General features: G+C 67.1%; 12 protein-coding genes. 6 read left to right on the top strand and 6 right to left on the bottom strand.

All coding sequences use genetic code 11. From position 1 onward, the window contains the following. Positions 1-75 (bottom strand): PPE domain-containing protein (locus tag A5711_RS26735; RefSeq protein ID WP_156622491.1); only part of this gene is annotated, 75 nt, incomplete at its 3' end. A 471-nt stretch (positions 76-546) separates the two neighbouring features. After that, positions 547-741 (bottom strand): ferredoxin, encoded by a 195-nt coding sequence (locus A5711_RS02215; RefSeq protein WP_067943630.1) that lies wholly within the window; start codon positions 739-741, stop codon positions 547-549. A 224-nt stretch (positions 742-965) separates the two neighbouring features. On the opposite strand from A5711_RS02215, the gene A5711_RS02220 reads away from it, so the two are divergent. Then, on the top strand, positions 966-2,138 hold the full coding sequence (locus A5711_RS02220; protein WP_067943632.1) for a cytochrome P450: 1,173 nt from the start codon (positions 966-968) through the stop codon (positions 2,136-2,138). A gap of 33 nt (positions 2,139-2,171) precedes the next feature. On the opposite strand, the gene eccCa is transcribed toward A5711_RS02220, so the two are convergent. Both eccCa and eccB read right to left on the bottom strand, forming a co-directional pair. Next, positions 2,172-6,341 carry a type VII secretion protein EccCa gene (gene eccCa / locus A5711_RS02225; RefSeq protein WP_067943633.1) on the bottom strand — a complete coding sequence of 1,390 codons (4,170 nt, stop codon included), beginning with the start codon at positions 6,339-6,341 and terminating at the stop codon, positions 2,172-2,174. Then, positions 6,338-7,855, bottom strand: a complete 1,518-nt coding sequence (eccB, locus tag A5711_RS02230; protein WP_067943634.1) for a type VII secretion protein EccB — start codon at positions 7,853-7,855, stop codon at positions 6,338-6,340. Before eccB ends, eccCa begins: the two co-directional genes overlap by 4 nt. 402 nt (positions 7,856-8,257) lie before the next feature. Between eccB and malQ the strand changes: the two genes are divergently transcribed. The 5 genes from malQ (at position 8,258) to A5711_RS02255 (ending at position 14,242) form a co-directional block, all read left to right on the top strand. Beyond that, the gene (malQ, locus tag A5711_RS02235; protein ID WP_067943635.1) at positions 8,258-10,429 is read left to right on the top strand and encodes a 4-alpha-glucanotransferase; all 2,172 of its coding nucleotides are present in this window, start codon (positions 8,258-8,260) and stop codon (positions 10,427-10,429) included. 4 nt (positions 10,430-10,433) lie between these two features. Next, positions 10,434-11,324: an LLM class F420-dependent oxidoreductase gene (locus tag A5711_RS02240; RefSeq protein ID WP_067943636.1), complete on the top strand. Its 891-nt coding sequence runs from the start codon at positions 10,434-10,436 to the stop codon at positions 11,322-11,324. Next, entirely contained in the window at positions 11,321-11,785 is a 465-nt protein-coding gene (locus A5711_RS02245; protein WP_067943637.1) for a nuclear transport factor 2 family protein, read from the top strand. The genes A5711_RS02240 and A5711_RS02245 overlap by 4 nt, the downstream gene beginning before the upstream one ends. A 323-nt stretch (positions 11,786-12,108) precedes the next feature. Then, positions 12,109-13,851, top strand: a complete 1,743-nt coding sequence (locus A5711_RS02250) for a molybdopterin-dependent oxidoreductase (RefSeq protein ID WP_067943744.1) — start codon at positions 12,109-12,111, stop codon at positions 13,849-13,851. A 109-nt stretch (positions 13,852-13,960) separates the two neighbouring features. Continuing rightward, positions 13,961-14,242 (top strand): hypothetical protein, encoded by a 282-nt coding sequence (locus tag A5711_RS02255; RefSeq protein WP_067943638.1) that lies wholly within the window; start codon positions 13,961-13,963, stop codon positions 14,240-14,242. Between the two features lie 18 nt (positions 14,243-14,260). On the opposite strand, the gene A5711_RS02260 is transcribed toward A5711_RS02255, so the two are convergent. Together A5711_RS02260 and A5711_RS02265 are read right to left on the bottom strand one after the other, a co-directional pair. Then, positions 14,261-14,689 carry an SRPBCC family protein gene (locus A5711_RS02260; RefSeq protein WP_067943639.1) on the bottom strand — a complete coding sequence of 143 codons (429 nt, stop codon included), beginning with the start codon at positions 14,687-14,689 and terminating at the stop codon, positions 14,261-14,263. A gap of 115 nt (positions 14,690-14,804) precedes the next feature. Continuing rightward, entirely contained in the window at positions 14,805-15,362 is a 558-nt protein-coding gene (locus tag A5711_RS02265; RefSeq protein WP_067201090.1) for a hypothetical protein, read from the bottom strand. Positions 15,363-15,522 lie beyond the last annotated feature (160 nt).

Here is a 15,522-nt window from a genome sequence, read left to right on the forward strand (position 1 = left end):
CAACGGCCCCGAACCCGGACCCGCATACATCCGACCGGAATTAACCTCCGGCGGTAACGCCCCGAAGTCAAACACCTGTTCTCCTCAGTTGGCCGCGATCGCTGGCGGTCGCGGCAGTCGCATCGGATCAGTGGTGGCCGTGGTCACGGCTTCGTAAGCAATTGCCACCCGTAGGTCGCTGACCGCCCGGAATCACCGACTCAGACCTCACGGTCTGCCACCCCAGTCGGCGGGCTGGCCGGCGCATTCCGCCGATCCCTTGTCCGGCGTCCAAATGTGGTCTCGTACCACGCTTCTCGGACACCCGGGTCAGGAACAACGTGCACCTTTAGCCTCGATTGATCCCCTGCTGTCAGCAACCGAGCGACAGTTCACGGTCTTCCCGAACTGTCGCTCGTCCATGAGATTAGTTCGTTATCGTGGGCACGCCGATACGCGACGCCAACTGTTCATTCCAGGCCAGCCACTGTTCACTCCCAGTCGACTGCCGTTCATTTCGACGAACTGATTGTTCATCCGCGGTTTGCTTTCAACGCGGGTCGGATGTCAGTCCTCTTCGAGAACCAATGCCATTTCCGGGCAGGAAGCCACACCGTCACGAGTCAGCTGCTCGTCCTCGGGCCGCACCTCGTGCTCTTCGAGGATCGAATAGCCCGAGTCGTCGATCGGGAACAGCTTCGGATCAACGGCGTAGCACTGGGCGTGGCCAACGCATTTGGATTGTTCGAGACGAACCCTCATCAGGTTTCCTCCCTACCCGGCTCGGCTGAGTGATCGAGACGGAGATCAGCCGCTCGCTCGAGTGTAGAAGATCCTCGCGGAGCGCGACCGGCCGCCGTAAACCGGCCAGCGGTCGGATTCGTGTCCCTTTGCGACACATGCGATATTGGGGTTCAGCGAAAATCGGTGCCGACGACGTCCCCGCCGCTTCGGTTGCCGAGATCAGACAGACATGCGGAGAGCCCATGAGCACTCCTGGCGAAGGCCAGCAAGCCACGTTCCACCTGCCACGGCTCGATTTCGAGAAGTTGCCCATGGCCCTGGACCGGGGCGTCGGGTGGAAAACGCTGCGGGACGCCGGGCCCGTGGTGTTCATGAACGGCCACTACTACATCACGCGCCGCGAAGACGTGCTGGCCGCGCTACGCAATCCCAAGGTGTTCTCGTCGACGATCCTGCAGCCCCCCGGGCACCGATTACCGGTGCTGCCGCTGGCGTTTGACCCGCCGCAGCACACGCGTTATCGGAAGGTGCTGCAGCCGTTCTTCAGCCCGCTCGGTCTGAGTAAGTCCCGCCCGGTGCTGGAGCGCCATGCCGCCGAAATGATCGCTGCGCTTGCCGCGCAGGGCAAGTGCGAAGTGATGGCCGACTTCGCACACCTGTACCCGTTTCAGGTCTTCATGGACCTCTACGGCCTGCCGCTGGAAGATCGCGATCGGCTGATCGATTGGAAGGACGCCGTCGTCAACGACAAGCCCTACATCACCCAGGATGACATCCAGAAGAGTGAGCTGCTGCTGACGTATCTGGCCGATGCGATCCAGCAACGCCGGCAGAACCCGGGAACCGACATGCTGTCGCAAATCATGAACAGTGACGGCGATTTCAGCGATCTGGAACTGCTGGGCATGAGCCACCTGCTGGTGCTGGCCGGCCTGGACACGGTGACGGCGGCGATCGGATTCTGCCTGTTCGAGCTGGCGCGCCGACCACAGCTGCGCGAGTTGCTGCGCGACAACCCAAGGCAGATCCGGGTTTTCATCGAAGAGATCGTCCGGCTGGAACCTTCGGCGCCGGTGGCGCCCCGGATCACCACCGAATTCGTCAACATCGGCGGGATGACTTTGCCCCCTGGGACGTCGGTGCGGTTGTGCATGGCCGCGGTCAACCGAGACGACAGCGATGCGACGTCGGTCAACGAATTGGTGATGGACGGAAAGGTGCACCGGCACTGGGGGTTTGGGGGCGGGCCGCACCGCTGCCTGGGGTCCCACCTGGCCAGGATCGAACTGACGGTGATCGTCGGGGAATGGCTCAGGCAGATTCCCGACTTCGACGTTCCCGCGGACTATGTTCCCGCGATCAATTACCCGTCAAAAAGCTTCGCGCTCAAAGAATTACCGCTGCGCTGGGGCTGAATCCAGCCAGCCCCAACGCAGCGGTATTCCGTCTTACTTGCGCAACTCCGTCGCCGCCACCTGTACGAACACGCCGGTGTCCTCGGCCATCAGTAGGCCTCGACCGCGGGGCAGCGGGCCACCCTTCATCTTTCCGCGGATGAATCCCTCGTCCGGGTCGGCGTCCATCACCAGCAACGGCGCGTTCGCCTGGGCCAGGGCCCGCAACATCGGATCGCTGCCCGCCGAAGACCAGCCACCGAAGGTGCGGGTCACCAGAACGTGCAACCCGACGTCGGCGGCCCGGGTCACCCACGGCGCGGCCTTGTGCAGCGGCGAATCGAATCCGGCCGGCAGCTGCTGGATGTCGTCGACGATCAGGAAGATCTCCGGGCCGCTCCACCACGACCGCGACAACAACTCCTCCGCGGACAGGCCGGGCGGCGGCTCGCGTCCGGCCAGGACGGCGGCCAGCTCGCCCATCATCGCCTGGACGCCGTCGAGGTTGTACGCGAACTTCTCGACGTAGTCCGAACCCAGGGTGGTCAGCAGCTGACGGCGTGGGTCGACCAGCCACACCTGTGCCGACGGCTGGCCGGCCGGTGGCGGTGGTGCGCTGCTGGCTCCCGGTGCGTACAGCCGGCCGATTTCGCTCATGATGGTGGCCAGCGTGGTGGTACGCCCACATTCGCGTCGACCCGTCACCATCAGGTGCGCATTCTCGGCGAAGTTGAGGTACACCGGCGACAAGTCCAATTCGGAGATGGCCCAGGCGATTCCGCCCGCGCCGACACCCTGCCGGGTGTCCCGCGCGGCCAGTTCCCGCAACTGCTCCACGTCGAACCGGGCGGGGAGCCGGCGCACCGGCGGGGCCTGGCCGCTGGTGAGACGGCTGACCGCGTCGATGACGCTGTCGGACTCGAAGACGTAGTCGGGCGTGGTGGCGAGCGCGGGCCGGGCCACCAAAGTGTGCAGACCGGCCTGCGGGTCGGAGTCCAGTCGGACGTAGTTGACCGCGACCATGCCGCGGCCCGGCTTGACCGGAACGTCCTTGGCGAACCGGGACCGCACCAGCTTGGCGTCTTCCACGGCCGCCAGCCGCAATTCGACCCGGGAGCCGAAGCCGCTGCGCACCGGGGGCCGCAGCTCGGACTCGCGGTCGGCGGTGACGATCACGTGCACACCGAACGACGGGCCCTGGTTGATGATCAGGTTCACCTGCTCGATCAGCACCTCGTTCTCTTCGGCCAGCGCCCGGTAGTTGTCGACCACCAGGTAGACGTCGCCGAACCCGTCGTTGGGGACGGGGCCGGGCTCGCCGCCGAACTTGCGGCGCCGGAAGACCTCCATCGAGGCGATCCCGTACTCGAGGAAGGTGCTCTTGCGCTGACGCACCAGCGCCAGCAGCTCGGCCACCGTGCGGCGCACACCGTACGGGTCCGTCGGACCGGCCACCTCACCCACGTGCGGCAGCCGGGCGACGGTGGTCAGCGCGGTGCTGCTGTAGGCCAGGCAATAGAACTGGACCTGCTCGGGGGTGTGGGTCAGCGCGGCCGAGCAGATCAGGGTCTGCAGGGCCGTGGTCTTACCCGAACCACCGGCGCCCAGGATCAGCACGTTGGCGCCCGGACCCGAGGTGTCGACCGTCCACGGCGGCTGGTCGTGCTTGAACGGACGGTCGATGATCCCGATCGGGAAGACCAGGTCGCGCGCCGTGCCGTAATCCTCCTGCCACGGGTGGCCGAGGAACCGGTTGACCAATTCGTCGATCGGGATCGGCTGGTTGAGCGGCGGTTGCCACAACCGGTACGGCTCGAAGTCGATCTTGCGCAGCTGATCGATGATGACCGTGCCGACCTTCGGAACCCGGATGCCCTCGACGTCGTCGTCTTCGCGCGGCAGGCCGTCGGCCTCCAGCGTCTCACCATTCGTGATGGCGGCCGGCGTGAGCTCCGGTCCGCCCACGCTCACCTCGAGCGGGGTGAACGAGTTGGTAAACAGTTGCGGCCGAACGTAATCGATGCTGTGCACCAACGCGGGCGCTTCCTCGCCGTCATCGGTGAGCCCGCGGGGGAAGTAGTCCCGCCACAGGAACTCGGCCTGGAACCGGACGATGTCCTCCAGGCTGCGCCGGAAGTAGCCCAGGCCCGCCTGCGCCGGCAGGTTCACGGCGTTCGGCACACCGGCGGCCTGCGCCGCACCGGCGGTGCGCGCCTTCAGCACCAGCCGGTAACCCATGTTCTCCATGAGCTTTTCGGCACGGCTCTCGATGGTCTGCGACGCCATCATCAGGTGGATCCAGTAGGCGCGGCCCTGCCGGCCGATCGAGTCGAGCACGTCGACCGCGGTCGGCATGATGCGGAACCATTCGTAGAACTCGTCGATGACCACCACCAGCATCGGCAGCGGCGCCATGTCCTGGCCGCGCGCCCGCATCCTGAGGCGGACGGAGTTGTACTCCTTGGCGTCGTCGACACCGGCGCTGTCGCAGATCGCCTTGCGCCGGGCGATCTCGCCCCAGAGGGCGTCGAGGAAGCGCTCCATCAGCGCCTGGTCCTCTTCCAGGTCGGTGATGATCCGCGACACGTGCGGCACCCCGGCGAACGGCTTGACCGCCGATCCACCCTTGAGGTCGGCCAGCACGAACTGCAGCTCTTCCGGCGGGTGGCTGAGCATCAGCGACTCGATCACGGTTCGCACCAGGGTCGATTTACCCGAACCGGTCGTACCGGACATGACGCCGTGCGGGCCGTCACCGCCCTCGTCGAGCGACTTCATGTCCAAGAACAGCAGCTCGCCGTTGTCGGAACGAACACCGAACGGTGCCCGCAACCGCGACCGGCCCATCGAGTCGTTGCGGCTGCCCCACAACGACTCGAAGTCGATGCGGCCCGGATCGTCGATTCCGTAGTAGGCCATGATGTCTCGGGCGCCGATGTGGGCGACCCGCTGACCGATCTCTTCGTACGCCTCGGCGAGCCGCCAGCGGGCCAGCGCCTGAGCGAATTCCTCGGCCTCCGCGATGCTGATGTGGTCCGTGAGCGCGAAGAACCACGGCTTCTCGTCGATCACCATCCAGGTGTCGCGGTCGCGGGGCAGCGCCTCGATCACGCCCTTCTCGTCGAACCGCAAGGTGCGCTCGGGGACCGCCGTCCACATCGAGGCGCCGGTCAGGTCGAAGAACGTCACCCCGTCGACGCCCTCGGAGCTGATCACGTACTCCCACTGGGGGTCGACGACATCGGCGACGATCACCGTGTGGGGCGTCGGAGTCTGCGCCGACGAACTCGCGTGCCGCGGCGTGAAAGAGCCACGGCCGGCGAACAATTCGGCCTGCTCGGCGGCGAACTCGCGCACCGAGCTGTAGACCATCCGCGCGTTCCCCGCCGCGTCCTGACGTCGCGGGTCGCCGAAGTGCGGAAGCCACTTCACCCAGTCCCACTCGTCCAGATCCGAGGTGACGACGACCATCTGCACGTGGTCCGGGCCGTGCGAAAACGCCAGCTGGCAGATGATCGCCCGCATCAGTCCCAGGACCTGCTCCCGCTCCCCGTCGAGCGAGTACCAGGGTTCGACGAGCAGCGAGATCATCTTGGGCAGGTTGTAGACGACGCTTTGGTAGCGCCCGAATTCCTGCAGCGCCTTACCCGTCACCGGCTCCAGCTCGATGTCGGTCGGCATGTTCTGGGGCTCACCCCAGGTCACCTCGGGGCGCGTCATGCCGACGCCCACTCGCACCACACCGAAGTTGAGGTCCTTGCCGTCGGGCTTGCGTTCCCACATCCGCGACGACCCCACCGCGGCGGACAGCGTGGTGGGCGCCGGGTGGAACCACCGGTAGTTGGCGTCCATGCTGTCGGCCGACTCGTGGGCGGTCTCGCGCAGCATGTCCAGCATCAGCATGAACTGGGCGCGCATCGCGTCCAGCTTCGGCCGGCTCATCTGCTGCTGACCGCCGAACCGGCCGCCGAACATCATCATCGCGACGCCACCGATCATGAAGATCGGGAAGATGGCGCCGGCGCCGCCGAACACGTGCGAGCCGCTGGCGAAGGTCATGCCGACCATGCCGATCAGCAGGCCGACGACCAGGACGCCGACCACCACCAGCCACCAGGGCTTGCCCTCCGGCGGCGGAATGCTCAGGGGCGTCGGGAGGACGATGTTCTCCGGCTTGATGACCGGAGGCTTCTCCGGTGTCGGCCGAGCAAACCCGCGTTTCACTTAGGTACCGCCAATTCTCCTGGGGACATATCCATCGGTAGGGTGTCGTGCTCCACGAGCGCGTCCGCGCGCGACAGGGTCGGGCCTTGCGGGAGCAACCGCAGCGCCACCCACGGCGCCATGCTCGGTTTCGTCTTCAGGCCCAACGCCTCGCGCACGTCCCGGGTGTCGTCGACCCCGAACCGGGCGCCCGCGTCACTCAGCCACCACAGCGACTCCGTCGTCTTGGCCCCGGGGTCGTTGCCGGTGACGGCCACGAAGTTCCCATAGTCGGGACCGAAGAAGACCTGGTCGGCCTCGCGGCCGGTGGTGTCCGCCTTGACCAGCGACACCACCCTGTTCTCGTCCTTGGCCGCGACCGGAATGGTCGCGCCGGACACAACCTGGATGCGGGCCCGGTTCTCCCCGGACGTCTTCTGCCACCACCAGCAGGTCGAGGGGTTCTCGCGGATGTCCGCCACGTTGAGCGGGGCGTCCGGGTAGGAGGACAGGTCGAGCTTGTTGACCACGGGCATTTTGGCCAGGGCCGACGGTTCGACGGTCACCGGCTTGGTGTTGCCGGGCCCGGCGTTCTGCAGGATCTGCGCCACCAACGGGGGCAGGGTCTGCACTCCGTCAGCCAGCACCAGCGAATACTGTTGCGGCCCACTGATTTGCGGCGTGACGATCACGGTGCCGATCGGGCCGGGCGCATTCGGGAACGACGCGCCGGAGCCCGCGTTCTGCACCTGCGGCACGGTCAACTCGGGGCCCACCGGCAACGCGTCGAACAGGGCGCGGCTCATGGGCTTCGCCTGGCCCACCTGCTCGGGCGTCAGGCCCAGTGGCAGCAGCACCGAACGGTTCGTCGCGTCGATGCGCGACCGGCGCCCCTCGCGGATCACCCACGCGTCCCCGCCGTAGCTCAGCACCACGGCGTCCGACCCGGTCAGCACGTGCCGGTGGTTGCTGAGGTCGGGATTTCCGTCGATGACGGTCACCGTCACCCCGGACGGCGCGCTCACCCCGGTCGAGGTCCCGACGGTGTCGCATACCAGCCACGACGACGTGGACGGGCTCGAGGGATGGAAGTTCGACGGCGCGCCCGGGATGCCCACCAGCGGGCCGCGCGGCAGCGTGGCGATCTGGTTGGACTTGACCAGGTGCGGGTTGTCGGGGCGCCCGGTGATCAGCCGCGCCGACGCCAGGTTCAGCGCCGGGTACAGCTTGTCGCCGACGCGGACGTACAGCGCGCCGGAGTCACGGTCGGCGATGATCGGCGAGTCACCGACCTGGCCCGCCGGGCTGAGGAACGAGTAGAGCAGCGCGCCCAGGCAGATCACCAGGGCCGCCGACACCGACGCCACGACGGCCAGGGTCTGGCGCCGTCCCGGCTCGACCTCCATGCGGACGCGCCACCGGGTGAGCGCCATTGCGGTGCGGCGAGCGAGGAACTGGTAGCCGGTCACCTGGGTCCGCGTCGACAACCCGAGGCCATACCCCGACCCGCGTTGCCCGCGACTCTCTTCCGCCACGTTTATTCACCATCCGGTCTGCTAGAACGCCTGGATATTGTCCCTGAACATATCCGCAGCGCGAATTACATCGACAACGGTAAGTCACCCGTAGCGACCTCGCCACGCGACGACGTGCGTTCACATCTACATCACTTTGCGTACATCTATGCGGACGCCCTCGCCTCGCCGCGTGGGCCGACGCAGGCAATGCCCCAAGCGCCGTTGAACTGGCACTTTCAGGTTCCCCCGCCGATCCCGCCCGGACACTCACGTCTCCTCAGGGCATCGTAATGGCGAAAGGCCGGCTCGTCCTGTCGAGCGGGTGCGCTCAGCGAACGGAAGAGCGGCGGAACGGGCGACGGCGCGCGCCGCCTCTCCCCGATTGGTCGGTCGTTGAATTCTGGCAGCAAGATGAGCGGTATGAGTGAGCTCGCGCCGTCGCTGGTCGAACTTGCCAGGAGGTACGGCATCGCGACCGAGTACGACGACTGGACCGGGCGGCGGGTGCCGGTCTCGGCAACCACGCTGGTGGCGGTGTTGGCCGCGCTCGGCGTGGCGGCCGGCACGGAGCAGGAGCGCAACATCGCGCTGACCGCGAAGCTCCGGTCGTATTGGGCGCGGCGATTGCCGGCGACCATCGTCGGCCGCACGGGTGAGCAGACGCGGTTCTGGGTGCACGTGACCCACGGCGATCCCGCGGAGGTCTGGTTGCAGCTCGAGGACGGCGCGGTACGCGGCGGGATCCAACAGGTGGACAACTTCACCCCGCCGTTCGATTTGGACGGGCGCTGGGTCGGCGAGGCCAGCTTCATGCTGCCGGCCGATCTGCCCCTCGGTTATCACCGGGTGCACCTGCGTTCCGGTGGCACTGAGACCAGCAGCGCCGTGATCGTGACGCCGGATTGGCTCGGGCTGCCGGAGCGGCTCGGCGCCCGGCGGGGCTGGGGCCTGGCCGCCCAGCTCTACAGCGTGCGCTCCAGACAATCGTGGGGGGTCGGCGACCTGGCGGACCTGGCCGACCTAGCCGTCTGGTCGGCGTCGCGGCACGGCGCCGACTACTTGTTGGTCAATCCGCTGCACGCGGCGCAGTTTTGCGGACCGACGGGCCATATGGAGCCCTCGCCCTACCTGCCGACATCGCGGCGCTTCGTCAACCCCATTTACCTTCACGTCGAGGCGATTCCCGAGTTCGCCGAGCTGCCCAAGCGCAGCCGGGTGCGGCGGCTGCGATTCGACGTGCAACAGCGAGCCGCTCGGCTCGACGCCATCGATCGCGACAGCGCTTGGGCCGCGAAGTGCGCGGCGCTCCAGCTCTTGCACCGAGTGCCGCGGTCCGCGGGCCGCGAGTTGTCCTACGAAGCCTTCCGCGCGCGCGAGGGCAGCGCGCTGGACGACTTCGCGACCTGGTGCGCCCTGGCCGAGAAGTACGGCGACGATTGGCATTCGTGGCCGAAGTCGCTACAGCATCCCCGCGCGCCCGGCGTCGACCGATTCGTCGAGAAGCATGCGGAGGCAGTCGATTTCCATCGCTGGCTGCAGTGGCAACTCGACGAGCAACTCGCCTCGGCGCAGTCGCAGGCGATCCGGGCCGGGATGGCGCTGGGCGTGATGCACGACCTCGCCGTCGGCGTGCATCCCAACGGCGCCGACGCGTGGGCCCTGCAGGACGTGTTGGCGCTGGGTGTCACCGCCGGCGCACCACCGGACGAGTTCAATCAACTCGGCCAGAACTGGTCCCAGCCGCCCTGGCGGCCCGATCGGCTCGATGCCGAGGAGTATCGGCCGTTTCGGGCACTGATAAGCGCGGTGCTGCGGCACGCCGGCGGCGTGCGCATCGACCACATCATCGGGTTGTTCCGGCTGTGGTGGATCCCGGACGGTGCCGCGCCCACCGAGGGCACGTACGTGCGTTACGACCACGAAGCGATGATCGGCATCGTCGCCCTGGAGGCACACCGCGCCGGCGCGCTGGTCGTGGGCGAGGATTTGGGCACGGTCGAACCGTGGGTGCGCGACTACCTGCTGTTGCGCGGCTTGCTCGGCACCTCGATCCTGTGGTTCGAGTTGGATCGGGACGGAAACGGCGGGCCGCTGCCGGCCGAGCGCTGGCGCGAGTACTGCCTGTCCTCGGTGACCACCCACGATCTGCCGCCGACCGCCGGCTACCTGGCCGGCGACCACGTGCGGCTGCGCGAAGCTCTCGGGTTGCTGACCCGCCCCGCCGAGGACGAGCTCGCCACCGACCGGGCCGAGCTGGCGGCGTGGCTGGCCGAGTTGCGCCGGGTGGGGTTGCTCGACGACGGCGAAGACGACGCGGAGAAAGTCGTCGTCGCCCTTTATCGCTACCTGGGCCGGACGCCGTCGCGGCTGGTGGGCGTGGCGCTGACCGATGCGGTGGGTGACCGCCGGACCCAGAATCAGCCCGGCACCACCGACGAATACCCCAACTGGCGGATTCCGCTGACCGATCCCGCCGGGCGCCCGGTGCTGCTCGAGGACCTGTTCACCGATGTCCGCGCGGCAACCCTGGCCGAGGCCGTGCGCAGTGCGATCGCGCCGGCGGCCGTCGAGAGCGCGCCTGTTAGCTTCTGAGGCCATGAAGGTTTCTGTCGTGGCGCCGGTGGCCGACGGCGTCACCGCGGATCCCGAATGGATGGCGGCCTTCGCCGGCCACCTCGAGCAGTGCGGGTTCGAATCGATCGTTGTGGTCGAGCACACCGTGCTGGTCACCCGCTACGACAGCGTCTACCCGTATGACAGTTCGGGACGCGTGGGGCTGGCGGCCGACTGCCCCATCCCCGACCCGCTCGATCTGCTGGCGTTTTTGGCCGGCCGCACCACCACCCTCGGGCTGGCCACGGGCGTCCTGGTGCTGCCCAACCACCATCCGGTGGTCCTCGCCAAGCGCGCCGCAAGCGTGGACGCGTTGTCGGGTGGACGGCTGCGGCTGTGTGTGGGCGTTGGATGGCTCAGGGAGGAGCTGGAGGCGTGCGGCGCGGACTTCGAGAACCGCGGCAGACGCGCCGACGAGCAGTTGGCCGTCTTACGGGCACTGTGGGCCGACGAACCGCAGGGGGCTTCGCACCACGGTGAGTTCTTCAGCTTCGACAACGTCATGTGTTATCCCAAACCCATTGCCGGAGAGAGGCTTCCCGTTCATATCGGCGGGCACAGCCGGGCGGCGGCCCGCCGCGCCGGCCGCTTGGCGGACGGCTTCCAGCCGCTCGGGGTGGCGGGTCCGCAACTGGCGTCATTGATCGCGCTCATGCGCGACGAGGCGGCGGCGGCGGGCCGTGATCCGGCGGCCCTGGAAGTGTCATTGGGCCACGCGGTCAACAAGATTGACGCCGAACGGGCGGGCAGTCTGGTCGATCAGGGCGCCGACCGGCTCGTGCTGTCGATGCCGTCGACGGTCGACATCGAGCAGGCCAGGGACGTGCTCTCGGCGTGCGCGCAGCGGCTGTCGCTGATCGCGCGATCCCGATGAGCCTGTCAGCCGACGACCGATCAGCACTCAGCGACTTGGTGCACAGATACGCGGCGTACGTGGACGGGCGTCGGTTCGATTCCGTCGCAACACTTTTCACTGACACCGCCATGCTGGTGGTGCCCGAACCGCCCACGGCGCTGGAGCCGATCCACTCGCATCGTGGGCGAGGCGCCATCACCGCCGCGGTCGCTACCGTCGCGGCCGTCGCCCGCACCGAGCACGCCATCGTCGGCGAGGTCTACGAGGCCACCGGGCCTGGCACGGCCAGTGGGCGCATTGCGTGCATCGCGCACCACTGGGACCGACGCGGCGACGAATTCGTCGACATCGTCTGGCATTTGCGCTACGACGACGAATACGAGCTGACCGACGGATGGCTGATCGGCCGCCGCGCGTTGACCATCAACGCCCTTGAGACCCGTCCGGTCCGCCGGGTGCGGCCACACGACGCGAATTAGCGAGCATCCAGAAGACTTTGCGCAAACTCACAGCGACCCCCCATGAACCGAATCTGCGGCGCAAACGGGCGCATCCGTAAGCAGGTGCGGCTATTGCTTCCGGCACCGCGGTGGATTTTGCCCGCACCGGGCGCGAGCCGGCGGCCCCGCGCCCGGACGAGGCCGCGAGCCGCGCGCGTCTTCCTGATCGGATCCAATTTTTACAAGTCGATCCGTGTATTTTCGGCCGCGTGACGAACACCGAACATCGGAACCTGAACGTCAATACCCCCGGAGCCACCGGAGGACGGGAAGCGCCGAACGGCAACGTATCGACACTGGCAGTGGGCACGCCGCTGGACTCCTCCCCGGACTACCGCAACGAGATTCACACCGCCGAAGACATCATCGATGTCGAGACCTACGGCGGCGGTTTCGATCTCACGAGGCGGGCGACCGCACCGAAGCTGCGCATCGGCCGCGACCGGTGGTTCAACCTGCTCTGGCTGATCCCCATCGGCTTTGCCCTGCTGATCGCCGGGGTGGCGGTCGGCAAAGGCCTGCACAACATGCCGGCCGTCCAGTCGTTCATTCAGCGTCACCCCGGGACGGACAGCGCCAATGTCACCCCCGGCCTGCCGGCCTGGATCGGCTGGACGCATTTCTTCAACCTGTTCATGATGATGTTCATCATCAGGACCGGCATCCAGATCCTCTGCGACCATCCCCGGCTCTACTTCAGCCGCAACGCCACCCCGGGTAAGGACGAGTGGCTGCGCGTCGGCCCGCCCGTACCGGACGACGAGCTGTGGACCGCCAACGCCGACACCGTCGCCCTGCCACCGCAATTGGGCTTGCCGGGATTCCGGCACTCCATCGGGCTGGCCCGGTGGTGGCACCTGGGCGTGGACGTGCTGTGGCTCGTCAACGGTGCGGTCTTCTACGTCTTGCTCTTCGCCACGGGACAGTGGCGGCACATCGTCCCCACCAGTTGGGACGTCTTCCCCAACGCCGCATCGGTGGCCGTCCAGTACCTGTCGCTGGACTGGCCGACCGACAACGGCTGGGTCGCCTACAACGGCCTGCAGTTGTTGTCCTACTTCACCACCGTGTTCATTGCCGCGCCCGCGGCGTTGATCACCGGGCTGGGCATGTCGCCCGCGCTGTCGCAGCGCGTGCACTGGCTCAGCAAGCGGCTGAGCATTCAGCACGCGCGGTCACTGCATTTCGTGGTGCTGGTCTACTTCCTGTTCTTCATCCTGGTGCACGTCACGATGGTGTTGACGACCAGCGCGCTGCGCAACCTCAACCACATGTTCGCTTCCCGCGACGACAACAGCTGGGTGGGCTTCGGAATCTTCGCCGCGGCCATGGTGTTCACGGCGATCGCGTGGGTTTGGGCCACGCCCTTCACCATTCGCCATCCGCGGGTGATTCAGCGGGTCGGATACGCGCTCGTCGGCCCGTTCCAGCGGATGCTGGAACAGCTCGACCCCAAGCCCGGCGCCTTCACCGAGAAGGACATCTCGCCGCACCACTGGCGCAACGGCAGGCTGCCGGAGACCGTCGAGTACAAAGAGCTGGAAGCAAACGACTTCCGCGACTGGCGGCTCAAGGTCTACGGTCTGGTCGAGCATCCGATGGAGTTTTCGCTCGAGGACTTGATGGCGCTGCCGTACCACGAGCAGATCAGCCAGCACTTCTGCATCCAAGCCTGGTCGGGAGTCGCCAAATGGGGTGGCGTGCAGATGAAGACGATCATGGACATCGTCAAACCGCTGCCCGAAGCCAAGTGGGCGGTGTTCTATTCGATGGGCCTGGGCGCGACGGGCGGCATCTATTACAACGCCCATCACATCGGCCAGATGGACCACCACATGACGATGCTCGCGTACAAGATGAACGACCAGCCCCTCCCCTACATGCATGGCAGGCCGCTGCGGCTGCGCAACGAGCTGCAGCATGGCTTCAAACTCGTCAAGTGGATCAAGGGCATCGAATTCGTCGCCGACTACCGCGACATCGGCAGCGGCTACGGCGGTTACAGCGAGGACCACAAATACTTTGGGCGGCACCAGACGCTGTAGGGCGTAGCGCCGAACCCTCGGCACCGACGCCTCAGGTCGTTTGTCCCGACGGCAATCCGGGTAGCTCCACGGAAGCAGCCGAACGGAAGTGACCAGAGGAGAGACGCCCATGCGCCACAGCGCTGTCGACCATGATCGGGACCTCCGCACGGGTAACGCCGAGCCGCCGCATGACTTGGCGCGCACGCCTGGGCTGGTGATCGTCGGGGCCGCCGTGTTGGCGCTCGTGATGTGCGTGGCCACCTTCGCCCTCGGGGACGCCGGCGCGGGTGTCGCCGCCGCGATCGTCGCCATGCTCGCGTTCGGGGCCGGGCTGGCGTGGCTTGGCATGGACCGCAGGCGGATTCGGCAGGCGGAACGAGACTGGCCTATCGGCCACGCGGCGCGGTAGCGCCGCCGGTTCCAACGCCTACTGCAACGAGGCGAGGTTTTTCACCGACTTCTCTACATCGGAGCGCAGCACCCGGGCGACCAACCCGCCGATGGGGCCGCTGAGCAGCCCGCCCCGGAGGTCGGCGGTGAGGTGGAAATCGGTTCCCGGCTCGCGGTCCGTGACGGTCATCGCCACCCCGAGGCGGATCCCGCCGCGGCCGCGGCCTTGCAGTTCAATCGATTTCGGCTCGTCATACCGGGTGACCGTCCAATGGATGACATTGCGGAAGCCCTTGACCTTCACGCACGACGAGACGCACGTGCCCTCCTCGATCTTGTCGGGGACGGGTCCGCGCCATCCGGCGAATATGGTCATCCACTCGTCGAACCGGCTCAGGTCGGACGCCAGCTTCCAGGCGGCCTCCGGGTCGACCTCCGAGGACACCGAAACATCTACTCGTGCCACGCCCTGTCGCTCCTCCCCATGCTTGCGGCTGGCGTCGGCTCGGCAGCACAGACGTCCAACGCGCAACGCGCACTGAGTACCCCGGCGGGGCCGGGCTTACGCGTTAGCGGCGCCTTTAGGGCCAGGCTTCCTGTAGTTGCTTCGCCACGTCGATGATCTGCGCGGCCTGCGACTGGGGCGCGTCGATCTCCTCGGCGACGTACTGCGCGACGAACCGGCGGATCTCGCCATCGACGCCGGCGAGGATCCGCAGCACCTCGCCGCGGAAGGACTTCGACGACACGTTGACGGTGATATCGGAGGGCCGCGGTTTCGCGACATCGACGATCAGCAGTAGCGGTTCGGCGGCGCGCGCCGTGGCCCGCAACGCGATGTCCCCGGACACGACGAACCGCTGCTTGTCGAGCCGAAGGTCGAGCAGCAGATCGATCGACAAGGGGATGTGGATGACGAACGTGATGCTGTCGCCCAGGCGGCGGGTGACCTTGGGTTCGTGGATCTTGACGTTGGCGCTGACCTTGGCGATCCCGCCGGGCCCCTGCGCGATGGGCTCCATGGCGAACTCGTTGCCGGCGATGTCGGCAAACGCGGCGGCGACACGCTCCGGGGTGACAGCGACCTCGAAGAATCTGCGTCCGAACTCTTCGTAGGTGACATAATCGTGAGTCTCCATAGGCTTATACCGTCTCACGTCGGCCGCCGGAACCGTCGCTGATCTGCTCGCGTCGCAGAAATCCGCGTTCGTCGCACTCTCCCGGGATCATCGGTGCTCCGGGTGCGCTGTGAAGCACGCCACAGGCCGGGCGCTTCGATTCGATCCGGCGGGTGGTGGC

The sequence above is a fragment of the Mycobacterium sp. E2238 genome (assembly GCF_001672665.1).
GTDB lineage: Bacteria > Actinomycetota > Actinomycetes > Mycobacteriales > Mycobacteriaceae > Mycobacterium.

What these genes read in the sequence shown, in the direction of transcription:
- A5711_RS02215 (WP_067943630.1), bottom strand. Translation starts at nt 741, where the DNA reads ATGAGGGTTCGTCTCGAACAATCCAAATGCGTTGGCCACGCCCAGTGC.
- A5711_RS02220 (WP_067943632.1), top strand. Translation starts at nt 966, where the DNA reads ATGAGCACTCCTGGCGAAGGCCAGCAAGCCACGTTCCACCTGCCACGG.
- malQ (WP_067943635.1), top strand. Translation starts at nt 8,258, where the DNA reads ATGAGTGAGCTCGCGCCGTCGCTGGTCGAACTTGCCAGGAGGTACGGC.
- A5711_RS02240 (WP_067943636.1), top strand. Translation starts at nt 10,434, where the DNA reads ATGAAGGTTTCTGTCGTGGCGCCGGTGGCCGACGGCGTCACCGCGGAT.
- A5711_RS02245 (WP_067943637.1), top strand. Translation starts at nt 11,321, where the DNA reads ATGAGCCTGTCAGCCGACGACCGATCAGCACTCAGCGACTTGGTGCAC.
- A5711_RS02255 (WP_067943638.1), top strand. Translation starts at nt 13,961, where the DNA reads ATGCGCCACAGCGCTGTCGACCATGATCGGGACCTCCGCACGGGTAAC.
- A5711_RS02265 (WP_067201090.1), bottom strand. Translation starts at nt 15,362, where the DNA reads ATGGAGACTCACGATTATGTCACCTACGAAGAGTTCGGACGCAGATTC.